A 24107-nucleotide genomic window follows, 5' to 3' on the forward strand; every position below is an offset into this window, starting at 1 on the left:
GAAGCCTCTTATTACACGACATCCTTTCCCTAAATTTATGACACCAGTGCGGTGCAGGGAGAATTGAATGATGAATAAGAAAGTCGCGTGGAATGGTCAGGTTCAGCCGGAAGCGATTAACGTATTATCGGCTGAAGGCGGAATGATTGTTTGCCCTACGAAAGTGGGTTATATCATTATGACCTCAGATAAAGAGGGTCTGGAGAGAAAATTCGAAGCCAAACAGCGAAACCGTAATAAACCCGGCGTGGTATTGTGCGGCAGTATGGAACAGCTGAAATCGCTGGCGGAGATGAACCCGGAAATCGAGGCATTTTATCAGGCCCACTGGGATGCAGACGTATTACTGGGCTGTATTTTACCGTGGCGAGAAGATGCCATCGCCAGATTACCCGATAACGGCCTCAAAGAGCTGATGATGGACGGCAGAAAAACCAGCTGCTTCGTGATTAAATTTGGCAAACCCGGCGAAATGATTGCTAAAGAGCTGTGGGAAAATCATCAGAAATTCTCTTTTGCCAGCTCGGCGAATCCGTCAGGAAAAGGCAACCGCGGCATGGTGGAATTCATTGGGGAACGCATCGAATCGCGTGCAGACTTAATTATTTGTGCCAACGAGTACGTTAAGTCTATTCAGCCTGATGAGACCCAGGAGAGTCGCTATGAACAAGGCGTGATGGTGTCCATGGTGGACAGCGAAGGGAAACTGGTCCCTGAACAGGGTAGTGCCAGAAAAGTGACCCCTTGCCCGGTATTAATTCGCAAAGGTCTCGACGTGAATAAAATTATTAATTTCATGTCCGCCCAGTTTAATACCTGGGACTATCGCCACGGCGATTACTATTAATTTTTGGGTTTAACCGCGTCACAGGGATATCGATAATCATGTCATTTATAGACAAGGCCATTACCGTATTGCGTAATAGCGGGATCATCCTGATCCCTACCGATACCCACTTTGCCCTGGCAGCCGATCCTTACAGCCCGGATGCCGTGGAAAAACTGACGCTGTTAAAAAGATCGCCCTGTACCAGAGAGATGACGTTTTGCTTCTGCGAACTGGCGGATATATGGGAATGGGTGGATGTCAGCCCGTGGCAAAGAAGCAAAATTGAAATGCTCAGCCGGGCCTGCTGGCCCGGCACCCTTAAAATCAGCCTGCGAAAGAAACAGCGCGCCGATTTTCTTCCCGGCGCAGGCGATATTCTCCCGGTCGTCTGCGTGAAAAACAGTCAGATGCGAACCATCATCAGCCGCTTAGGCAGGCCCCTGGTGGTGATCCCGGCAGGATATCCGCAGGATGAGGGCGATCTTGTCAGTTTTACGCTCGCCCGGGAAGACATGGGAGACTGTGTCGATCTGGTTGTCCCGTCCAACTGCAAAAACCCCAGCCGTACCGCCACCACGCATATCTCTTTGCTGGATGACAAAGTCTCGATCCTGCGTCATGGCGAGCTGGATATCAGTAGCCTGCTTTGACCTCGGCCCCGGCGATCAGCTGCTGAAGTTCGTCGCTAAAGCGTTTAATGCCTGAGGTCATCGTGTTTTTATTTTTGGACAGTAGCCACACTTTATACTCATCCATCTGCCAGCCGGGTAAAAGCCGGACCAGTTTCCCGGTGGCGAGACTTTCTCGCGCAATGTAATTGGGCAAGTAAGCAATGCCGAGGCCGGAAAGCGCCATGCTGATCAGCGCCACGCTGTTGTTGCTTCTGAAGCGGCTATGAACGTCGATATTGACCTTCTGTTTCTCTTTTCTGAACGGCAGCGAAACCGTACGCGCCACACCGCGAAACAGAATATAGTTGTGGGCCGGGAGATCGCCCGGCGTCAGGACAGGACGCATCCGGGCGATACAGTCAGGGGTGGCATAAAGCCCCCACTGGATGGAGCATAAAAATTTGGTGTGCTCATGGGTTGGCGTTTCCTGCGCCACAATGATAGAGAGATCGTACTGGCTCTCTTTGATATCCACCGCTTTATCCGATAAATCGAGATCGACATTGGCCATAATATTTCGTTCTAAGTACGCATTTAATGCTGGCACAACATACTCTTTTCCGAACGTCACCGGGGCAAGTATTTTTATTGTCCCCGCTGGTTCCTCATAATAATCCCGTATAAAGCGTTCTGCGGCGCGCAGTTCATTCAATATTTTGAAGCAGTGCTGATAGTAGCTCAGCCCCAGCTCCGTAATCTCTATTTTCCGGGTGGTGCGCTTAAGCAGCATTGCACCAATACGTTTTTCCAGCGTTGAAATATCCCGGCTAACTGATGACTTCGACATTCCCAAAGAGAGTGCGGCCTCGGTGAAGCTCAGGGTTTCGACGACACGCGCGAAAACCACCATCGGAATTAAATTCTCGATTTTTTCCATTCTACAATCTGCACCAGGTCAGCAAACATCACCCGATAATTAGTGGCAAAAGTCCTTGCTATCGTCAAGTGAAAATTTTCCAATATTGTCGTTCTGCCCCGGTTCGATAATAACTCCGCAGCGCCGCACGGCTATTTTTCACCGCCTAACAAGAATATATTTTCTTCGAAAAATGGGTTAACTCAGAGGGTGAATATCCACGCACTAAAAGAAAAATATCTGGTTTTTTATGCTTTATTTATTGCTTCTGAATACGAATTAAAAATTTAAATCCGCTGATTTCCCTCTAGCATAACGACTCAGGGTGAATGTTGCGAGAGGGTTAACCGTGAGTAAATGCATAGTTTCAGGAACACAGTGGGGGGCACAAAACCCCATCCGCGAGGACGATCTTGCGGCAAGGATCGATGCCTTACCGGCTTCCGCCGGACTTTGGCGATTCATCGCCTTGCTGTCCCTTGGCGGTTTTTTTGAGCTTTACGATCTGTTTCAGACAGGCTACATCAGCGCCGGTCTCATTGCTGATGGCATCTTCCACACCGGCCAGCAGGGCGTGTTCGGTATGGCCGACCAGGCCGCGTTTGCGTCCGCGACCTTTCTGGGGCTTTTTATCGGTGCCAGCTTGCTCAGCCCCTATGCTGATCGCATTGGCCGACGCGCGACCTTTATGTATGCTCTGCTCTGGTACGGGCTGTTCTCCCTCGTCATGGCGTTTCAGCATCAGGCAGAATGGGTGATCTTTTTTCGTTTTATGGTAGGCATCGGCCTCGGCGTTGAACTGGTTACCATTGATACCTATCTGACAGAGTGGGTACCTGCTCACCTTCGCACCCGCGCCTTTGCTTTCGCCTTTTTCATTCAGTTTCTCTCGGTTCCTGCCGTCGCGCTGATGTCATGGTGGCTGGTGCCGCAGATGTGGTTTGGCTTGAGCGGATGGCGGTTCGTGGTGATCGCTGGCGCGCTGGCGTCCATCATTATCTGGCTGGTACGCAAGGGGCTGCCGGAATCTCCGCGCTGGCTGCTGCAGCAAAAGCGCTTTCTCGAGGTGAGAACCGTCATGCAGGAGATGGAAAAGCGCTGCGGCAGCGGCGAACAGGCGGATTTCCCTCTCCGCGCCGGGCAGCACAACGAACAGGTTTCACTCAAGGGCAGGTTTAAAGATATCTGGTCTCCGCGCTACCGTGGCCGGGTTGCGATGCTGGTGGTGATGAATATCTTTCAGGCGATTGGCTTTTTTGGCTTCGGAAACTGGCTGCCCGCCCTGCTGTCCGGCAGCGGGACATCCGTCACGCACAGTTTGTTATACGCCTTTTTCATCACGCTGGCCTATCCTCTCGGCGCGCTTATCTGCAGCCGCTATGCCGATCGAATGGAAAATAAATGGCAAATCGTGTTGTCCTGTCTGACCACGGTCATCTTTGGTTCGCTGTTTGCGTTTCAGAGCAACCCACTGCTGCTCATTGCCTGCGGCTTTTTTATTACCTGGTCCAATGCCTGGCTGACTTACAGCTACCACTCCTATCAGTCAGAGATTTTCCCCACCCGTATCCGGGCGCGAGCGGTCGGCTTTTGTTACTCCTTTAGCCGTTTATCCACCGTCTTCAGCAGTATAATTATCGGTCTGATACTACAATATAGCGGCTCAACGGCGGTCATTGCCTTTATTGTGATCAGTATGCTGATTGTTATGCTCACCATTGGTATTTTTGGTCCCAACACGCGCGGTATCGACCTGGAAAATATTTAATCACGGTGACTAATAAAATGCCGTCTCACAACTTGTGAGCGGCATCCATGATTATTTTCGCTGCCCTGTAGATAATAACGTTGCCCCTAATAACATCGGGCGGGAGCATACCAGGAAAACACGGATGAAATTTGCGCAAACAAGGAGAGAGCGATGTACAGACCCTTCACCATAGTATTTTTTATTCTACTGACGCTGGCAGCACTGGCTGAGATTGGATATCTCACGTTCGGTTAGCCTTTCGCATGAAATAGCGCCGTCATGGCCTCCACCCTTTTACAGTTTTTTCCTAAAGCCGCTTCGCTTTGTCTGTGACATGCTGAATCACGCTCATAACCGATAACGTAAATGAGGATATTATGAAAAAAACAATTATCGCATTGTCTGCCATTCTGCTGGCTTCTCCAGTATTTGCTGCGACCACACATGCAACTGATGATACCGTCGCCGCGGCGAACGCTAACGCCAACGAAGCGAAGCAAAAACTGCACGAAGAGCAGAACAAAGGTGAAGAGCTGAAGCTGAAACAGAAACATGCTGCAGAAGGTAAAAGCGAAAGCTTTGGCAGCAAGGTCAGCGAAGACTCACAGAAAGTCTGGCACAAAACCAAAGAAGGCACCGAGAAGGGTTGGGACGCCACCAAAGAGGGTGCTGAGAAAGGCTGGAACAAAACCAAAGAAGGTGCCAGCGAGCTGGAAAAGAAAGTCACTGAGTAACCGTCACACAGATAAAAAGGCCGCCTGCGCGGCCTTTTTTATTGCTTCAAATAAAGTCAGGCGTATTTTACCCCTCACCATTCTATTAAATGTCGCCTGCTAGCAGAAAATTTAACCCTGTAAAAGAATATTTTTAAAATGCGAATAAATATAATATATCTTACATCAAAAACATTACCCTATCTTAAACCGCAATTAAGCAACCATAAACAATCAATGTCAGAATACGATTAAAGTTATCACCTACCAATTATTTTCCCGCGGCGAAAACGCACAAAAAACCGACTCATCAAAAATAAATTAATCGCAAATAATCAATGGCTTACAAACTTTAAATTATAAACAAAATCTATAAAGTAATGCCCTCTTCACATCCTTGCGCCATGTTTACTAAAGCTTAATTTGCATATCCAGACTTTTCTGACTATATCATTTTCATACCGTCCCGGATTAATTCCTCTATTAAATACAAGGTTATATAAAAGACAAAATCACATTGTTGATAGTTTTTCTCAAATAAATAGATTCGCTCTGATGTTGCCACTCTGCATTCTGGCGGGCATCGTTCGCGCTGAAAATAAATACGGTGAGCGCTGTTTTAAATAACAGTTACTCCGCCGGGGGCGCGCTTTACCCTTAACAGAGATGGCTCATCTTGCTCGCCGTTAACGATAACTCTGCTGGAGTACTCACTAAATGAGCCAAATCTCTGTTATATCGAAACTTACGGGTGTGGAAACCACCACGGAAGGCACTCAGGTTACGCTGAGCCATTCCTCTATCGTTGAGCTTAAGGTAGAGCGAGCCAATGTCGCTGACTTCGCCCGCAACGGTAACGATCTGGTGATCACGCTACACTCCGGCGAGGTGATTACCGTTAAAAATTTCTTCGTCATCGATGCGCAAGGGGCGAGCCAGCTGGTACTGCAGGACAGTGAGGGAGCGCTGTGGTGGATTCAGGACCCCGCCGGGGCGGCCACCTATGAATCTATTGCCTCCACTGACGTCCTGCTTGCCGCATCCGGAAGTGATGCAGGCGGCGCGGCCATCTGGCCATGGGTACTGGGTGGCATTGTCGCCGCGGGTGGCATCGCGGCGGCGGCAAGCACCGGCGGTGGCGGCGGTGGGGATGACAATGATGACAACGGCAGCAACCCCGGCACGCCGACAAACCCTTCCGATCCGGATACCACTCCGCCGAATGCCCCGTCCGGTCTGCAGTTCTCGCCGGATGGTAAAACCGTCTCCGGTACCGCCGAACCGGGCAGTACCATCACGCTGAAGGACGCCGACGGCAACGTCATCGGCACCGGTAAAACCGGCAGCGACGGTAAATTCACCATCGACCTGGGGACGCCGCTGACTAACGGCGAACAAATTACTGCCACCGCGACGGATTCCTCCGGGAATACCAGCCCGGGCACGACCGTAACCGCTCCGGACACCACCGCGCCGGATGCCCCGGACATCCTGCTGGTAAATGACGATGCCGGCAACAAAGCGGGCCCGCTGGAAAACGGCCAGCGTACCGATGATGCCCGCCCGACCTTCAGCGGTATCGGCGAGCCAGGCAGCACCATCACCCTCTACGATAACGGCAAGCAGATTGGCACCACCACGGTGGATGCTAAAGGTAGCTGGAGCTTTACCCCCACCACCGATCTCGCCAACGGCAGCCACACCATTACCACAACCGCGACCGATGCGGCAGGCAACACCAGTCCGGCATCCGCTGCCGTCAGTTTTGTTGTCGATACGGTTGCGCCCGGTGCACCCACCATTAGCAGCGCAACGGACGATATTGATCCCGGCAAAGGAACGGTAAGCAGCGGAGGCAGCACTAACGATCCGCGTCCTCAGCTCTCGGGCACCGCCGAACCAGGCTCCACCGTAACCATCTATGACGGCTCTGTCGCTATTGGCACGGCGGTCACCGGCAGCAACGGCACGTGGACCTTCACGCCATCGGTCAATCTGGGTGAAAGCACCCACCAGTTCACCGTTCGGGCAACCGATGCCGCTGGCAACACCGGACCCGCCTCTCCGGTATTCACCCTCACCGTGGATCTCACCCCTCCGGCAACGCCAACGGCGATTGTACTGAGCGATGAGACTGGGGCCATTAAAGGCGCAATTACCGCAGGCCAGTTCACCGACTCCTCTGAACCACTGCTGGCGGGACGGGGAGAGCCTGGCGGCACAATCCAGGTCTATGACAACGGTGTGCTGATTGGGCAAACCACCGTGCTGCCAAACGGCACCTGGAGTCTCAGGCCAGACAACCCGCTCGCGGAAGGTCCGCACTCGATCACCATCAAACAAACCGATGCGGCGGGCAACCAGAGCGCAGAATCCCAGCCAGTAAACTTTACCGTCGATACCACGCCACCGGCGCTGCCCGTTATTGCCATTAACCCGGTGGGAACCCAGGTTACCGGCACCGCCGAGCCAGGCAGCAAAATCGTCATCACCAACAGCAACGGCGACGTGATTGGCCGCGCCACCACTGACGGCAACGGTAACTTTGTTGCGACCCTTTCGCCTGCACAAACAAACGGCGAGCAGCTTTCGGTGGTAGCCACTGACGCGGCGGGCAACCAGAGTCCGGCGGCGTCCCTCACCGCACCGGACACGACACCCGATATCCTCTCTGTGGTGGATGATCAACCCGGCGTCACAGGCCCCATCAGCCAGAATGGGATCACCAATGACCGCACCCCTACCCTGAACGGCACGGCGGAGCCAGGCTCGACCATCACCATCCATAGCGGCGGCGACGTCCTCGGCACGGTCGTTGTTCCATCATCTGGCCAGTGGACCTTTACGCCATCCACCCCGCTGGCCGAAGGTGCCCATGTACTGACGGCGACATCAAGCAACGGTAACGTTTCAAACGCCTGGACCATTACCATTGACGGAACGGCGCCTGATGCGCCCGCCATAACCCAGCTTGTCGATAATATCCCTGGGGGCACCGGCCCGGTGGGTGCCAACGACACCACCAATGACGCAACGCCGACGCTCAACGGTACCGGTGAACCCGGCTCAACGATCACCATCCGTCTGGATGGCGTCGATATTGGCACCGCGGTGGTCGGTAGCAGCGGCGCGTGGACCTTTACGCCCACCACGCCGGTTGGCGACGGCACGCATACCCTGACCGCGATCGCCACCGACGTCGCCGGTAACACCAGCCCGGTATCCGGTGGATTTACCTTTACCGTTGATACCACCCCACCGCCGGTCGCGACGCTGGCAACCGTCACCGACGACGCCGGAGACGTTAAAGGCCCGCTCAGCAGCGGCGATACCACGGATGACACCCAGCCGTTACTTCAGGGGAGCGCCCCGGACGGCACGGTCATCACCGTGTATGACGGCACCACGCTGCTCGGTACCGCAACGCTCGACGGCAGCGGCGGCTGGAGCTTTACCCCTACCACCCCGCTCACCGACGGCCCGCATTCGCTGACGATCCATGCCACAGATGCCGCCGGGAATACCTCGATTTCTGATCCGTTCGAGCTGGTGATTGATACCGTCGCACCGGCCACACCGGACACGCCAGCCATCACCGTAAACCCGGATGGCTCAGCACCCACGTCGCTGAACCCGGGGGAAACCACCCGTGATACCACGCCGACGCTGAGCGGTACCGGTAATCCGGGCGATACGGTGACGATTTACAACGGCACCGACAAAATCGGTGACGCCGTGGTGGACGGCGACGGCAACTGGAGCTGGACGCCATCCACCGACCTGCCCAACGGCACCTATGACATTACCCTGACCGTCACCAACAAGGACGGCGCGGGTAACGAAAGCGCCCCGTCCCAGCCGGTGACTATCACCATCGACACCGACGCGCCTGCCGCGCCCGCGGTCCCGGTCATTACCGACAGCGTCAGCCAGATAACCGGCCCGGTTGCCGATGGCGAAACCATCAACGATCCGCGTCCGGTACTGAGTGGCACCGGTACGCCAAATGATGTGATTACCATTTACGACAGCGTTGATGGCGGCACGCCAGCCGCCGTGGGTACCGTCACGGTAGACGGCAACGGCAACTGGAGCTGGCGTCCTGAAAGCGCTATTGACGAGGGCAGCCACGAATTTACCGCTACCGCCACCGACGAGGCGGGTAACGTCTCTGACCCTTCTACGGGGATCACCATCACCGTCGATACCCTCGCACCGGATACCCCGGTGATTGGCGCCATCGCCGGTGAGCCGAATGGCGGTGTTACTACGGATACCACGCCAACCGTCGGCGGAACCGGTGTGACGGGTGAAACGGTAATCGTCTACAACAATGGCGTCGAGCTTGGACGCGTGGTTGTGGCTAACGGCGAATGGTCATTCACCCTGCCCACGCAGACGGATGGCCCGCTGAACATCACCGTTGCGGCAGTCGACGCTGCGGGTAACGTCAGCGCACTCAGCCCGGTCTTTACCGTCACCGTCGATACCACTGCACCTGAGATCCCGCTGATCAACAGCGTTGAAGACAGCCAGCTCACCAACGGGACGCTCTATACCCGCGACGGTACGCCAACACTCAACGGCACCGGCGAGCCGGGCTCCACCGTGATTGTCAGCGTGGACGGTACGCCATCCACAGTCCAGGTCACCGTCCAGCCGGACGGTACCTGGAGCTGGACCGCCGACACCACACTGGCGGAAGGCCCACACAGCTTCACCGTCTCGTCGGTCGACCCGGCAGGTAACGCTTCAGGAAGCTCTGCACCGCTTGCCGTCACGGTGGATACCGTGCTTCCGGCAGCGCCGGACAATATCAGCGTGGCTGCACAGGGGACGCCGCTGACCGGTACCGGCGAAGAGGGTGCCACCATTATCGTTACAGACGCCAGCGGTAACGTGATCGGTACCGGGGTGGTCTCCGGCGGCAACTTCTCCGTGGCGCTCAGCCCGGCCCAGCAGGACGGCGCGGCGCTGACCATCACCGCCACGGATGCTGCAGGGAATCTCAGCCCTGAAGCCTCCTATACCGTCACCGGTACGCAGCCGAACCTCCCGGACGTGCCCGTCATTACGGTCATCAACGACGATACGGCCCCGGTTACGGGCGATGTGAAAGACAAAACCACCAACGACACGACGCCGACCCTTGTCGGGACAGCAGAGCCAGGCAGCATAATCACTGTCTATCAGGATGGCGTGCAGGTTCTGCTGCCAACCGTAACCGCCGATGCAAACGGCGACTGGAGCTATACGCCAACTCTGCCGCTGGGTGAAGGAGCGCACACCTTTGAGGTCACCGCCACGCTGAATGGCGAAACCAGCGGACGTTCGCCGGTGGCGACCGTCACTGTTGATCTCACCGCCCCTGACGCGCCTGTCATTGGCGCAGTTATTGATGATGTCGGCCCGGGCACCGGTCCACTCACGGACGGGCAGACCACCAATGACAACCGCCCAACCCTGACCGGTAGCGGCACGGCGGGCGATACTATCTCCATTTACAGCAACGGCACCCTGCTGGGCACCACCGTGGTCGGCCAGACGGGTAACTGGAGCTTCACGCCGTCCGCGCTGGCGGAGGGCAATAACGTCCTGACCATCCGTGAGACCGATCCGGCGGGCAACGAGAGTGCGCCATCGGCAGGCTTCACTATTGTGGTTGACACCAGCTCCACCACCCCGGTGATTGTTAACGTCACCGATGATGTCGGCAACACCGCCACGACCGTGGTCAGCGGCAATACCACCAACGACGCAACGCCTACCCTCTCCGGTACGGCGGAAGCGAACAGCGTGGTGACGATCTTTGATGGCAATACGCAGATTGGCATCGTCACGGCGGACGGTACCGGCGCGTGGAGCTTTACGCCTGAGACCGCCCTCGTCGAAGGGCCACACAGCTTCACCGTCAAGGCCACCGATCCGCAGGGTAACGTCAGCCTGTCGTCAAACGCCTGGAGCGTGGTGGTTGACCTGACGGCGCCGGCGGTCCCCGTGCTGGAAACCGTCAGCGACAACGTGGCGGGCGGGATTGTCGGTAATCTCACCACCGGCCAGGTCACCAATGACACCACGCCAACGCTCAGTGGGACAGGCGCTGTCGGCAGTACCATCCACATCCTGAACAATGGCGTGGAGATCGGTACCGCACCGGTAGACAGCAACGGCAACTGGAGCTTTACCCCTAATCCGGCGCTGGGAGATGGCAGCTATAACATTCGCATCAACGCCAGCGATGCCGCCGGTAACGTCTCAGCCAACTCGCCGGTCTTCGTCTTCACGGTTGATACCGCAGGTCCTTCCGCGCCGGTGGTTACCAGTGTGATTGACGATGTCGGTCCGGTCACCGGGACGCTCACCAGCGGCAACAGCACCAACGACACAAAACCCACCTTCAACGGCACGGGCGAAGTCGGTTCCACGGTGCACATCATTGTTGATGGCAGCGAGATTGGCACCGCGGTCGTCAATGCTCAGGGGAACTGGACCTTCACCCCGGGTACCGCGCTCACCGAAGGGCCACATGCCATCACCTTCAACGCCACCGATACTGCAGGCAATACCGGCAGCACGTCGGCACCGATTAACCTGACGGTGGATACCTCCGCACCAACAGCGCCGTCCATTTTGACCGCGAGCGATAACGTGGGCAGCGTTCAGACACCGCTCTCCTCCGGGCAGAGCACGGACGATACCACCCCAACCCTTAGCGGCACAGCCGCGGCCAACGCGACCATCACTGTCTATCAGGACGGGCAGCAGGTCGGCACCGCCCAGGCTGACGGCAGCGGCGCGTGGAGCTTTACCCCGTCCACAGCGCTGGCGAATGGTAGCCACACCTGGTCCGTCACGGCCACCGATGCGGCGGGCAACGTCAGCCCCGCATCGCCTGACTTTACGCTGGTGGTGGATACCACCGCGCCGAACGCGCCGGTTATCAGCCAGGCGGTTGATGACGTGGGCACGATCACCGGCCCTGTCAGCTCCGGACAAAGCACCGACGACACCATTCCGCGTCTCGTCGGTACCAGCGAACCGTTTGCCACGGTGAACATTTATGAAGGTACGACGCTGGTGGGCACCGGTACCGCGGATGCCAGCGGAAACTGGAGCATTCTGCTGACCACCACGCTGGCAACCGGTCCACATAGCTTTACGGCTCAGGCGACGGATGCGGCAGGTAACACCAGCGCGCCGTCAGCAACCTTCAACCTGACCATCGACACCACGCCGCCTGCGCAGCCGGTGCTGAGCAGCATTGTGGATGACGTCGGGAATGCCGCCACGCCTGTCGCCAATGGCGGATTGACCAACGACGCGCAGCCAACCCTCACCGGCACGGCGGAAGCGGGCGCGACGGTGAAAATCTTCGATAACGGCGTGCAGATTGGCAGCGTTGTCGCCACCGGCGGTAACTGGAGCTTTACGCCATCCCCGGCGCTCAGCGATGGTCAACACAGCCTGACGTTTACCGCCACCGATGCGGCGGGCAACGCCAGCGCACCCACCAGCGGGTATGTGATCAACGTGGATGCCACCGCGCCAGCCGCACCGGTTATCAGCGCGATTGTAGACGACGTGGGCAGCGTTACCGGGCCGGTGACGGGCAATAACCCGACCAACGACACCCGACCAGCGTTGAGCGGTACCGCCGAAGCCAATGCGACGGTGCGTATCTACGACGGTAGCACGCTGGTTGGCACGGTCACCGCCGATGCCAACGGCAACTGGACGCTGGCGCAGACCACCACCACGCTGACGGAAGGTTCGCACAGCTTCACCGCCACCGCCACCGATGCCGCGGGCAATACCAGCGCGCCATCAACCGTGACCACAATCCTGGTGGACCTGACGGCACCGGGCGCACCGACCAGCCTGCAGGTGATCGCTAACGGAACCCAGGTCACCGGTACCGCGGAAGCGGGCAGCACCGTCACCATCACCAGCGGTAACGGCACGGTGCTCGGTACCGCGACGGCAGACGGTAACGGCAACTTTAGCGCTACCCTCACCACGGCGCAGACCAACGGTGAAGCGCTGCTGGTCTATGCGACCGATAAAGCCGGTAACGCTGGCGTCAGCGCCTCGGTGGTTGCGCCATCAACCAACATTCCAAATGCACCGGTTATCGCCAACATTGACGATAACGTCGGTAGCGTTACCGGAGGGCTGACCAACGGTAAAACCACCGATGACACCACGCCAACCCTGAGCGGCACCGCACAGCCGAACGCCACCGTCACGCTGTATAACAACGGCGTGTCGATGGGTACGGTAGTGGCGGATGCCAGCGGTAACTGGAGTTTTACGACCCCGGCATTAAGCGAGGGATCACACGCCTTTACCGCCACGGCAACCAACTCAGCCGGCACCAGCCCGATCTCGCTCTCGACAACCGTTATCGTCGACGTGACGGCGCCAAACGCGCCTGCCGGGACCTTTAACGCTGACGGCAGCGTATTGACCGGTACGGCGGAAGCGGGCAGCACCGTCACCATCCGCCTCGCGGACGGCTCAACGGTGACCACCACCGCAGACAGCAATGGCGCCTACAGCTACACCTTCCTCAACAAGCAGACCGAAGGCCAGACGCTGCAGATCACGGCCACCGATGCGGCGGGTAACACCTCGCAGCCGGGCTCGGTCCTTGCGCCGGTGGTGCCGCTCTCTGCCAGCAATAACGTTGAAGAGCTGGATCTCAGTACCACCGCCACCGTCACCAACAGCCAGTACAGCGACTATGGCTTCCTGCTGGTGGGTGCCGTAGGCAACGTGCTGACCCTGCTGGGCAACGATACAGCCCAGGTTGAGTTCAACGTGGGCAGCGGCGGCAGTGCAGATATTGTGGTCAATGCCAACGCCACGGGGGCGGTACTTTCGCTGCTCAACACCCTGGAGCTGGTGGTGCAGCGTTTCGATACCGTCAACAACACCTGGACCACCGTCGTGGATACCGGACAACCGCAGTTCGCCGACTTGCTGACCCTTGGGGCCACCGGCGTGTCGCTGAACCTGACCGGGCTCGCTGATGGCCAGTATCGCGTGCTGAGCTACAATACCAACCTGCTGGCAACCGGCTCGTACACCAGCCTGGATGTGGCGGTGAAAGAGACCAGCGCCGGGACCGTAACGGGCGACACCAGCCTGGACGGTAACGTGATCCTGGATACCGATCCTACCGCAGGCAGCGATAACGCCCCGGCAGGTACGACCGTCTCCGCCGTGACCAACGCGCTGGGGGTCACCACCAGCGTTAACGCCGACGGCACGGTGATTCAGGGGCAGTACGGTACGCTGACCATTAACCGCGACGGCAGCTACACCTACAACCTCACCGACACCAGTGCCGCGGTGATTGGCCGCACGGAGAGCTTCACCTACACCATTACCCATAACGGTGTCAGCGCGTCGGCGAATCTCGTGCTGTCGCTCGGTTCGGGCAGCGTGGCGAATGGCATTGTCGCCGTAGACGACGCGGCTTCCCTGACCTTCGACACCACCGTCCAGGCCATCGATAACGGCACATCGTCGCAAAGTGGCTTTACCCTGGTGGGGATCAATCTCGGCAACACGCTGGGGCTGAACCTGCTGGACGATATGACCAACCCGATCATCTACACCGTGGAGGAAGGTACAACCCGCACCATGACGATTCAGGCCTCCGTGGGGGGCGTAGCCCTGGCATCGGTGTTCGACCTGTACGTCTATAAGTTCAACAACGCGACCCAGACCTTCGAGCAGATGCGCGTTGAGCCGGGCTGGCTGCGCGCGCCGCTGCTGGGCGGCACCTCCTCGCAGCTGACGCTGAACCTGCCTGCCGGGGAGTATCTGTTCCTGCTCAATACGGCGGCAGGGATCACCGCGCTGACGGCCTACACCCTGAGCGTGCTGCAGGATCATGTCTACAGCGTCTCCAGCATCGGGGAGAGCACCACGGGGGATGTGCTGGCGAACGATCCGGTGCCGGATGGCACGGTGGTGACGGAAGTGAACGGTGTGGCGGTTAACAGCAGTGGAACAACCGACATTCAGGGAGAATACGGCACGCTGACCATTGATTCGTCCGGCCAGTACACCTACACCCTGAATAGCGGCGTGGGTGCGGACCATATCAGCACGCCGGACACCTTCGTCTATACCATTACGGCACCAAACGGCGCGAAAGATACGGGCTCGCTCAACATTACCCCAACCGCGCGGGCAATGGATGCGGTGAACGATGTCAGCACCGAGATGAGTGTCACGTCGGTACACCATACCTCGGCTTACTCTGACACCACCGTCGGCAGCGCCAGCTGGACCACCTCGTTGCTAGGTACCACCACGGGCAGCGGAAGCGGGACCTTTGTGGTGGATCCGAACACCGCCCTGCATAGCGCGTCGCTGCACTTTGACGTCGCGTCGCTGCTGGCGCTGGGCGGGCTGACGGTGAACTGGACGATCAGTGATGCCAACGGTGTTATCCGCACCGGCTCCTTCAGCGGCGGCTCACTGCTGGGCGGCAGTATCGACGTGCCCCTGACCGGGCTGGATCTGAACGCCGGGACCTATACGCTGAGCTATACCGGCAGCGTACCGGGGCTGAGCGTGGGCAATATCACCATCACCCCGAGCGTGAACGGTACCACCTACTCGCTGACCCAGTTCGACTCCACCAGCGGCCACACCGTTGACGGCAATATCTTCGACGGTACGGATTCCGCCGGGGCGATGGATCAGCTGCAGTCGGTCGATACCCGCGTGACCATTACCGGCTTCGACGGCACCACCACCACGCTGGATCCTTACACCGGCAGCACGCTGGTCAACGTCACGGGTCATTACGGCACGCTGTCGATTGGCGCAGACGGCCACTACACCTACACCCTCAACAGCGGGGTGTCGCTCTCAACCATCACGTCTAAGGAGGTCTTCAACTACACCCTCACCGATGCCAACGGCAATACGGACACTGCCACGCTGACCATCAATATGGCGCCGCAGTTCGTCAGTTCTGAGCATAACGATGTCATTACCGGCACCGCGTACGGCGATACGCTGATTTATCAGGTGCTGAACAGCACCGCAGGCAACGCCACCGCGGGTAACGTCAGCAGTACCGCCGGCGATCACTGGACCAACTTCTCGCTGGCCCAGGGAGACAAAATTGACATCGGCGATCTGCTGGTGGGCTGGAACGGCAGTGCGTCAACGCTCGGTAATTACCTGCATGTGACGAACAGCAATGGCAGTACCGTGATCTCCATCGACCGTGATGGTACAGGAAGCACCTATACCAATACCACGCTCGTGACGCTTGATAACGTCCAGACCACCTACGACGAGTTAGTTAACCAGCAACACATCGTGACCTGATAGCACCTGTAGTACCTGACCCGGGCGCACTGCGCCCGGGCATAAACAATAAAGCTGTACTTATTTTTTATTAGGGACATGACATGGGAAAGATGATGCCTTACTGGTGGCTCTCGTGCTGCCTGATATCTGTGCCCGCACTCTCCGCTAATCCGGCGGCGATGATTAATACCGGACAACTTCGCGAAACGCAGGAACTCCCCTCCCTGAATGGCCGCGTGGCGCCTGTGGCGGGCAACGCCGCCCCCGGCACGCTGCAGCTTGGCGACGCCGTCAACCGCGCCGTCACCTGGCACCCGGCCATCAGTGAAGCGGTAGGAAAACTCTACCAACAGAGTGAAGAGGTGGACGTCGCCAAATCGAAATACTACCCGCAAATTAACGCCGGTATGGACAATGGCTATACCCATGACGGCGACGATAATGGCTTTACGCCATCGCTGGTGCTCTCTCTTTCCCAGATGCTGTACGACTTTGGCAAGGTGGCAAGCCAGGTGCGTGCCGAAAACGCCGGGGTTGCCCAGCAGCAGGCCAACGTGCTGGTGAGCATCGACACCATCGCCCACGATACCGCCATCGCCATGGTGGAAGTGCAAACCTGGCAGCAGATGGTCGATACCGCCAAAGAACAGCTCGACGCCCTCTCCTCCATTGGCAAGCTGACCCGCCAGCGTAACGACGAAGGGGCCACCTCGCTCTCTGACGTGGTGCAGACCGATGCCCGTATCGAAGGGGCCCGCGCCCAGCTCATGCAGTACCAGGCCAGCCTCGACAGCGCCCGCGCCACGCTGATGAGTTTTCTCGGCTGGAACACCCTCAACGAGGTGGGCAACGATTTTCCGCAAAAGCTGGCCCGCAGCTGTGATATCGCCGAACCGGACGATCGTCTGGTGCCAGCGGTGTTAGCGGCCTGGGCGCAGGCGAACGTTGCGCAGGCCAACCTTGATTACGCCAACGCCCAGATGACCCCGACCGTCTCGCTGGAGCCGGAAGTGCGTCACTACCTCAACGACCGCTATGCGGGTAACGAAACGCGGGATCGCACGCAATACTCCGCGTGGGTGAAAGTGCAAATGCCGCTCTATCAGGGCGGCGGCCTCACCGCCCGGCGTAACGCTGCCGGACACGCCGTGGAAGCGGCGCAATCCACCATTCAGCGCACCCGCCTTGAGGTTCGCCAGAAGCTGCTTGAGGCGCGCAGTCAGGTGATGAGCCTGCTCAGCACCCTGCAGATCCAGGGTCGTCAGGAGGCGCTCAGCGCCCGCACCCGCGAGCTGTATCAGCAGCAGTATCTTGACCTTGGCTCACGCCCGCTGCTCGATGTGCTCAACGCCGAGCAGGAGGTCTACCAGGCGCGTTTCACCCAGCAACAGACTCTTGGTCAGCTGCATCAGCTGCAGCTCAACTGCCTCTACAACACCGGGCAGCTGCGCCATGCGTTCGATCTTGATAACCGCACCATCCAGACCGTGGAGATCCAGCCATGAAAGAGCGTGATATACCGCAAGCTGAACCCATGACGGATGACGCCCTGGCCCAGTGGGCACAGGCCTTTGGCTTTATTGCCACGCGCTACCGCGTCGCCTGCTCTCCCGGCGCGCTGCTGGCAGGCGCACCGTGGCTGAAAGGCAAACCGATGGTGCCCGCCCTCACCCAGCTCGCCCGTGAGGCGGGGCTGTCGTTTCAGCTGCTTACCGCCAGCCAGCAGTCGATCAACAGCTGGCGTCTGCCGGTGGTGGTGGCGCTAAACGACGGCAGGGTTGGCGTGATCGAGCATTTCGACGGCGACGATACGCTGGAGGTCAGCTTCTTTGACGACCAGACCTACACCAACCGTTTGTCGATGACGGCGATGCTGCCCGCCATCCGCCACGTCATCGCCCTGCGTCCGCTGGCAGCGCTGAAGGACAGCCGCGTGGACGCCTATATCTCAAAATACCGCCCGGACTGGCTCTACCGGCTGGTGATGCGCGACCTGCGCCCCTACAGCTGGGTGATGCTCGCCGCGCTGTTTATCAACGTGCTGTCGCTCTCCGGGATTGTCTTTTCCATGCAGGTGTACGACCGGGTGATCCCCGCCCAGTCCTACCCGACGCTGTATGTATTGACCATCGGGGTGCTGATCGCCACCCTGTTTGGCTTCGTGTTGCGCGTGGCGCGCGGGCACATTATGGATCTGCTGGGCAAACGCTCAGATCTGCGCGTCTCGGATCGCGTGTTCGGTCACGCCCTGCGGCTACGCAACAGCGCGATCCCACGCTCTACCGGCAGCTTTATCTCCCAGCTGCGCGAGCTGGAGCAGATCCGCGAGATGGTCACCTCTTCCACCATCTCGACGATTGTCGATCTGCCCTTCTTCTTGCTGTTTGTGGTGGTGCTGGCGATTATCGCCCCGCAGCTGGCGTGGATCGCCCCGGTGGCAGCGGTGATCATGGTTCTGCCCGGCCTGCTGCTGCAGAAGAAGCTGGCGGAGCTGGCGAAACAATCCGCCCATGAATCGACCCTGCGCAACGCGGTGCTGGTAGAAAGCGTGCAGGGGCTGGAGGACATCAAGCTGATGCAGGCAGAAAACCGCTTTTTGCAGCAGTGGAACAGCTATATCCAGATCACTGCGGAATCCGGCCTGCGTACCCGCGAGCTGACGCAGAACCTGATCAGCTGGGGGATGACCATCCAGAGCCTGGTTTACGCCGCCGTGATCGTGGTCGGCGCGCCGATGGTGATCGACGGCACGCTGACCACCGGTTCGGTGGTCGCCGCCTCGATGCTGGCCTCGCGCATGATCGCCCCCATGGCGACGCTGTGCGGCGTGCTGGCCCGCTGGCAGCAGGTGAAAGCGGCAAAAGAGGGGCTGGACAGCATTATGCAGTTACCTACCGAGAACCAGCGCGAGGAGACGCCGATCCGCCAGGACGTGCTACGCGGTCACTACCTGTTCGAGCAGGCGCAGTTTCGCTATCACCCGGAGGATCCGCGCATGGCGCTGCGCATCAACCGTCTGGAGATCAAGCCCGGTGAGAAAGTGGCGATCCTCGGGCGTAACGGCGCGGGCAAATCCACCCTGCTGCAGGCGATGGCGGGCGGGATGGATCTGGCCGGCGGCGAGCTGCGGCTCGACAACCTCAGCCTGCCGCACCTCGACGTCGCCGATGTCCGGCGCAACGTCGGCTTTATGACCCAGAACGCACGGCTGTTTTACGGCACCCTGCGGGAAAACATCACCCTCGGCATGCCGCGCGCCACCGACGAGGAGATTTTCGCCGCACTGGAGTTAACCGACGCGGCGAGCTTTGTGCAGAAGCTACCGAAGGGGCTGGACTATCCGATCATGGAGAACGGCGTGGGGCTCTCCGGCGGCCAGCGGCAGTCGATCCTGCTGGCGCGCATGCTGCTGCGCGACCCGAATATCGTCCTGATGGACGAACCCACCGCCTCGCTGGATGAGCATACCGAACGGGAGTTTATCCAGCGTCTGAGCGCCTGGCTCGGCCACCGTACGCTGATCGTCGCCACCCATCGCGTGCCGGTGCTGGAACTGGTCGAGCGGGTGGTGGTGCTCAAGGAGGGCATGCTGGTGATGGATGCCCCGAAAGCGCAGGCGCTGAACAACAGCCGCATGCAACAACAGCAGGCAGCCGCCGCAAGGGAGTGGAAAAATGAAAATCAGTCAGCGTGATGCCGCGGCAATGGACGATCTGGATAATGCGCTCGGTTCTGAAAGCGGCTACACCGGCGCGCGACGAATCGTGATCCTCTCTCTGCTGCTGTTTATCGTCCTCGGGATCTGGGCCTGGTTTGGCGTGCTGGATGAGGTCTCAACCGGTACCGGCAAAGTGATCCCCAGCTCACGCGAGCAGGTTTTACAGTCGCTGGACGGGGGGATCCTCACCGAGCTGAACGTCCACGAGGGCGATCAGGTACAGGCCGGACAAGTGCTGGCGCGCCTTGATCCCACGCGTTCAGAATCAAACGTCGGCGAAAGCGCCGCACGCTATCGCGCCTCGCTGGCCTCCAGCGCGCGCCTGTATGCCGAGGTGAACGATCTGCCGCTAAAATTCCCCCCTTCGCTGAAGGAATGGCCGGATTTAATTGCCGACGAAACGCGGCTCTATAACTCCCGCCGCGCGCAGCTTGAGGATACCCAGCGGGAGCTACGTGCCGCGTTAGATCTCGCCAATAAGGAGCTGGCGATCACCCAGCGGCTGGTTAAAACCGGGGCCGCCAGCCACGTAGAGGTGCTGCGCCTGCAGCGGCAGAAAAGTGACCTGGAGCTGAAGCTCACCGACGTGCGCTCGCAATATTACGTTCAGGCGCGCGAGGCGCTCTCCAAAGCCAACGCGGAGGTGGATATGGTCTCGGCGATCCTGAAAGGCCGTCAGGATTCCGTCACGCGCCTGACGGTGAAATCGCCAGTGCGCGGGATCGTGAAAAACATCAAGGTCACCACCATCGGCGGCGTGATCCCGCCCAACGGCGAGCTGATGGAGATCGTGCCGGTGGACGATCACCTGCTGATCGAAACCCGCCTCTCGCCGCGCGATATCGCCTTTATCCACCCGAACCAGGAAGCGCTGGTCAAAATCACCGCCTACGACTACGCCATTTACGGCGGGCTGCACGGGGTGGTAGAGACGATTTCCCCGGACACCATCCAGGACGAAGCCAAGCCGGAAGTGTTCTATTACCGGGTGTTTATCCGCACCAGCCAGGATTACCTGGTGAATAAAGCAGGCAGGCACTTCTCAATTGTGCCGGGGATGATTGCGACGGTGGATATTAAAACCGGAGAGAAAACGGTGCTGGATTATATGATTAAGCCGTTTAACCGGGCGAAAGAAGCGCTGAGGGAGCGGTGATGAAACGCCTTACATCATTTCCTGAAGCCGCCTCGCAGGATTGGATTTCTCCTGGATAACCCTCTTCTTTTTATGGTTAACCGGGCGTATGTTCCTCCCACGCCAGCAAAATCTGGCGTCGGGATTGGCATCCCGGTTAAACTTAATGGCGGCGTAAGCTCTTGTTGCGCCGTGCGTCTGGCTACATTCCAATGGTGGGCTGGGCGGGGGCGTCGCAAGACGCGCCGGTGTCCATTAAGGCCGGTAATGCCAACTCCGTTCAGTCCTGCCACCCGGGAAATTGGCATTTCTCTGGCAGTGTCTTAATCACTTAATGGAAACTGTCATATGACCACCAGTAACGCACTTTTCACGACCCCTTTCGACTGCAACACCGACTTCATCGATCTTGCCGACAATTGCCAACGCTATTGCGAAGCGCTGGTGGAAGAGATCAATCCCGCGAGAAAAATAGCCCTCTGCGGTCGTCTTGCCTCGACTTTTGCCCTGCTCCGCCCAATGCTGCTGGAGCCTATCCCTGAGCACCTACAGGAACGTCTCACCGTCGATCGATTTCCCGAACGTGAGCCTGTATTCAACACCGAATCCGACCAGCTCTGCCGCTACTGCGAGGAAATTACCCAACTGTTGATGACTGACGCGCTCACGCCCGGATCCGCACGCGTGATGGGGGATTTACTCTTTGAACTCACCGGATATTTTGCCGACCAGCTAAAAGCCCCGCGCTGGCTGAGGACGGAGGCTGGAATCGCGTTGCTGGGTTGAGCCCGGATTGCCGGGTGGCGGCTACGCCTTACCCGGCCTACATGCCCGTAGGCCCGTGCAAGCGCAGCGCCGCCGGGCATAGAGCCATACGCCAGAAGTGGAATCCACCTCGGAGAATTAACCTTTAGTCATGCATCCTACTTCCCTTCAGCCATTCCCCTGGTAACATAACAGCAGACAGAACTGCACTTGCGCACTGTGCGGGAGTGCATTATTATCCACTCAGCTTCATGGACTGGAGCTTACCAGCATTATGATTAATCATTTTCGGGATCAATGGCTTGAGGATTTTTTTCTTTACGGGAGATCGAGCAATGTTATTCCTTCAAATCTGGAAACCGTTCTTGCAAGAAAGCTCGACCTCATCAATGCAGCCATCTCGCATCGGGATTTGCGTTCACCACCGGGCAATATGTTTGAAGCATTGAATCCGCCGCTGAAGGGATATTCCTCAATCCGGGTAAACAGACAATACAGGCTTGTATTTCGCTGGGCAGAGGGAAAAGCAGACGATCTCTATCTCTCTCCACACAAGTACACGCAACACAAGTGAGGCACCACCTATGATACTTCAACAGGCACTCCGCAAACCCACCACGCCGGGCGACGTGTTGCAATATGAGTATCTTGAACCGCTCAATCTGAAAATCAGCGATCTGGCGGAGATGCTAAATGTACACCGCAATACCATCAGCGCGCTGGTAAATAACAATCGCAAGCTTACCGCCGATATGGCGATAAAATTGGCAAAAGCCTTTGATACCACTATTGAATTTTGGTTGAACTTACAACTGAACGTCGATATCTGGGAAGCACAATCAAACGCCAGAACGCAAGAGGAGCTAAGCCGTATAAAAACCGTTGCGGAAGTCATAGCGAAGCGTAAAGGTGGCCAACCGGATGTTGCCTGATTCGGCACAGCATTTACCTACTTAATACTTTTTCAGGAAGAAATCATGCGCCAACCGGGAAGTCACGTTTAATGCCGAATTTCAGGATATCGCCTGGGTTAATCCGGAATCGTTAAAAGAGCGGGATCTCAACGACGCCACGCGCATTACCTTCGCCCAAAAGGGGCTTCTTTAAGCGCCCATTGCCCCGGCGTTTTACCGGTCCACGCGCTGAAAACCTCAATGAATGCGCTGACGCTGCTGTAACCGCAAGACAGCGCAATCCACCCCACCGGCTTCCCCGCGGCCAGCCACTCCATTGCCTGCATTACCCGCGCCAGTTGCCGCCAGTTAACGAAGTTCATTCCGGTCTGGGCACGAAACCGACGGTTGAACGTACGCACGCTCATCCCCGCCTGGCGGGCATGGCTCTCAACCGTCTGATTATCATCGACAAACTGCAGCAAATGCCTGACTACGTCCTTCAGACGCGGATCCGTCGGCACGGGCAGAGAAAAGTGCACCTGAGGTGCCACGGCAAGCTCATCCAGCAGCAGGGTGAGCTTTCGCGGATCGTACTCGCTTTCAGCAACGCTTAAGCGGGAAAACAGTGCATGGGTAAGATCGTCGGGTTCGAACAGGGCGGGCACATCGGGAAGCCTTGCGCAGCAGGCGGGGTCAAGATAGATGGCGCTGCCTTCTATCGCGCTTTCAGAAAAGGCGGCGTGCTGATTACCTGGCGGGATCCAGCCGATGTGTTTTGCCGGTACGACCGAGCGCCCCCGCTGCGACTCAATCACCAGCAGACCCGTTGCAATGCGCCACAGCTGGCCAGCGCGATGGCTGTGCCATGGGGTTCGGTACCCGCCAGGATGAAGGAGCGTCTCAGTACTCACCATATCATTTTGACCGAAAATCGTTATTCATCGGCGTATTACAGAAACTGCGTCTTCGGCTGTCAAGGATAATGGCGACTAAACCACATAAGGAGCCCCTAATGAGCATAATCACATCCCTGATAGCCGACACCGACAACGCCGCGCAGCGCGAAAAGATGGCGTGCCTGTTAACCCGCTTATTCAACGGCGATATCGATCCGGCAGAGATCTTTACGCCCGATTACCAGCAGGTTACGGACGGTCACACGCTTGATTACCGGGGATTTATCCAGCACCTGAGCCACGTCCGCTCGCAGACTCGCACGATCGCCTTTACCGTGGCGGAGATAGCCTGTCATGACGAACTTCTAGCTGACCGGCATATCGTGACGGTCATGTATCCTGGCGGTCGTCAGGCAGAGATCGAGGTTTACCTGTTTGCCGCGCTGCGTGAAGGGAAAATCTGGCGGATCCATGAAGTCACGCGGCCCCTCAGCGGCGATGCTTCAGATCGCACGCTGGCCCATGCGACAGAGTAACG

Annotated in this window: 14 protein-coding genes; 12 read left to right on the top strand and 2 right to left on the bottom strand. The window is 58.0% G+C overall.

The features are described from left to right. Nucleotides 1–67 precede the first annotated feature (67 nt). A complete protein-coding gene (locus ACOTZF_RS19850) occupies nt 68–847 on the top strand; it encodes an L-threonylcarbamoyladenylate synthase (RefSeq protein ID WP_023620864.1) in 780 nt (259 codons plus the stop codon). 38 nt (nt 848–885) lie between these two features. After that, nucleotides 886–1479 (top strand): L-threonylcarbamoyladenylate synthase, encoded by a 594-nt coding sequence (locus tag ACOTZF_RS19855; RefSeq protein WP_013098382.1) that lies wholly within the window; start codon nt 886–888, stop codon nt 1477–1479. Here ACOTZF_RS19855 and ACOTZF_RS19860 read toward each other — a convergent pair. Further along, on the bottom strand, nt 1463–2377 hold the full coding sequence (locus tag ACOTZF_RS19860) for a LysR family transcriptional regulator (RefSeq protein WP_048970749.1): 915 nt from the start codon (nt 2375–2377) through the stop codon (nt 1463–1465). The two genes, ACOTZF_RS19855 and ACOTZF_RS19860, sit on opposite strands and share 17 nt — an antisense overlap. Nucleotides 2378–2717: 340 nt before the next feature. Between ACOTZF_RS19860 and ACOTZF_RS19865 the strand changes: the two genes are divergently transcribed. The 9 genes from ACOTZF_RS19865 (at nt 2718) to ACOTZF_RS19905 (ending at nt 22709) form a co-directional block, all read left to right on the top strand. Beyond that, nucleotides 2718–4124, top strand: a complete 1407-nt coding sequence (locus ACOTZF_RS19865) for an MFS transporter (protein ID WP_129253265.1) — start codon at nt 2718–2720, stop codon at nt 4122–4124. Between the two features lie 359 nt (nt 4125–4483). Continuing rightward, nucleotides 4484–4840: a hypothetical protein gene (locus tag ACOTZF_RS19870; protein WP_013098385.1), complete on the top strand. Its 357-nt coding sequence runs from the start codon at nt 4484–4486 to the stop codon at nt 4838–4840. Between the two features lie 696 nt (nt 4841–5536). After that, complete coding sequence (locus tag ACOTZF_RS19875; protein WP_129317798.1) at nt 5537–16177, top strand: BapA/Bap/LapF family large adhesin; 10641 nt, start codon at nt 5537–5539, stop codon at nt 16175–16177. A gap of 83 nt (nt 16178–16260) precedes the next feature. Beyond that, on the top strand, nt 16261–17664 hold the full coding sequence (locus ACOTZF_RS19880) for a TolC family outer membrane protein (RefSeq protein WP_013098387.1): 1404 nt from the start codon (nt 16261–16263) through the stop codon (nt 17662–17664). Further along, nucleotides 17661–19853, top strand: a complete 2193-nt coding sequence (locus ACOTZF_RS19885) for a type I secretion system permease/ATPase (RefSeq protein WP_421636197.1) — start codon at nt 17661–17663, stop codon at nt 19851–19853. Before ACOTZF_RS19880 ends, ACOTZF_RS19885 begins: the two co-directional genes overlap by 4 nt. Before the next feature lie 10 nt (nt 19854–19863). Further along, the gene (locus tag ACOTZF_RS19890) at nt 19864–21033 is read left to right on the top strand and encodes an HlyD family efflux transporter periplasmic adaptor subunit (protein WP_096897060.1); all 1170 of its coding nucleotides are present in this window, start codon (nt 19864–19866) and stop codon (nt 21031–21033) included. Nucleotides 21034–21360: 327 nt separating this feature from the next. Next, nucleotides 21361–21798, top strand: a complete 438-nt coding sequence (locus tag ACOTZF_RS19895; RefSeq protein WP_038980939.1) for a hypothetical protein — start codon at nt 21361–21363, stop codon at nt 21796–21798. Between the two features lie 253 nt (nt 21799–22051). Beyond that, nucleotides 22052–22351: a type II toxin-antitoxin system RelE/ParE family toxin gene (locus ACOTZF_RS19900; RefSeq protein ID WP_014832979.1), complete on the top strand. Its 300-nt coding sequence runs from the start codon at nt 22052–22054 to the stop codon at nt 22349–22351. A 10-nt stretch (nt 22352–22361) separates the two neighbouring features. Then, nucleotides 22362–22709, top strand: a complete 348-nt coding sequence (locus ACOTZF_RS19905) for a HigA family addiction module antitoxin (protein ID WP_038980942.1) — start codon at nt 22362–22364, stop codon at nt 22707–22709. A 146-nt stretch (nt 22710–22855) separates the two neighbouring features. Here ACOTZF_RS19905 and ACOTZF_RS19910 read toward each other — a convergent pair whose 3' ends face one another. Continuing rightward, on the bottom strand, nt 22856–23587 hold the full coding sequence (locus ACOTZF_RS19910) for a helix-turn-helix domain-containing protein (protein WP_038980944.1): 732 nt from the start codon (nt 23585–23587) through the stop codon (nt 22856–22858). A gap of 98 nt (nt 23588–23685) precedes the next feature. Between ACOTZF_RS19910 and ACOTZF_RS19915 the strand changes: the two genes are divergently transcribed. Beyond that, complete coding sequence (locus tag ACOTZF_RS19915; RefSeq protein ID WP_058651053.1) at nt 23686–24105, top strand: nuclear transport factor 2 family protein; 420 nt, start codon at nt 23686–23688, stop codon at nt 24103–24105. Nucleotides 24106–24107 lie beyond the last annotated feature (2 nt).

This window comes from Enterobacter cloacae complex sp. SHL021, from assembly GCF_049237765.1.
Lineage (GTDB): Bacteria > Pseudomonadota > Gammaproteobacteria > Enterobacterales > Enterobacteriaceae > Enterobacter > Enterobacter cloacae.

What these genes read in the sequence shown, in the direction of transcription:
- ACOTZF_RS19850 (WP_023620864.1), top strand. Translation starts at nt 68, where the DNA reads ATGATGAATAAGAAAGTCGCGTGGAATGGTCAGGTTCAGCCGGAAGCG.
- ACOTZF_RS19855 (WP_013098382.1), top strand. Translation starts at nt 886, where the DNA reads ATGTCATTTATAGACAAGGCCATTACCGTATTGCGTAATAGCGGGATC.
- ACOTZF_RS19860 (WP_048970749.1), bottom strand. Translation starts at nt 2,377, where the DNA reads ATGGAAAAAATCGAGAATTTAATTCCGATGGTGGTTTTCGCGCGTGTC.
- ACOTZF_RS19870 (WP_013098385.1), top strand. Translation starts at nt 4,484, where the DNA reads ATGAAAAAAACAATTATCGCATTGTCTGCCATTCTGCTGGCTTCTCCA.
- ACOTZF_RS19875 (WP_129317798.1), top strand. Translation starts at nt 5,537, where the DNA reads ATGAGCCAAATCTCTGTTATATCGAAACTTACGGGTGTGGAAACCACC.
- ACOTZF_RS19880 (WP_013098387.1), top strand. Translation starts at nt 16,261, where the DNA reads ATGGGAAAGATGATGCCTTACTGGTGGCTCTCGTGCTGCCTGATATCT.
- ACOTZF_RS19885 (WP_421636197.1), top strand. Translation starts at nt 17,661, where the DNA reads ATGAAAGAGCGTGATATACCGCAAGCTGAACCCATGACGGATGACGCC.
- ACOTZF_RS19890 (WP_096897060.1), top strand. Translation starts at nt 19,864, where the DNA reads ATGGACGATCTGGATAATGCGCTCGGTTCTGAAAGCGGCTACACCGGC.
- ACOTZF_RS19895 (WP_038980939.1), top strand. Translation starts at nt 21,361, where the DNA reads ATGACCACCAGTAACGCACTTTTCACGACCCCTTTCGACTGCAACACC.
- ACOTZF_RS19900 (WP_014832979.1), top strand. Translation starts at nt 22,052, where the DNA reads ATGATTAATCATTTTCGGGATCAATGGCTTGAGGATTTTTTTCTTTAC.
- ACOTZF_RS19905 (WP_038980942.1), top strand. Translation starts at nt 22,362, where the DNA reads ATGATACTTCAACAGGCACTCCGCAAACCCACCACGCCGGGCGACGTG.
- ACOTZF_RS19910 (WP_038980944.1), bottom strand. Translation starts at nt 23,587, where the DNA reads ATGGTGAGTACTGAGACGCTCCTTCATCCTGGCGGGTACCGAACCCCA.
- ACOTZF_RS19915 (WP_058651053.1), top strand. Translation starts at nt 23,686, where the DNA reads ATGAGCATAATCACATCCCTGATAGCCGACACCGACAACGCCGCGCAG.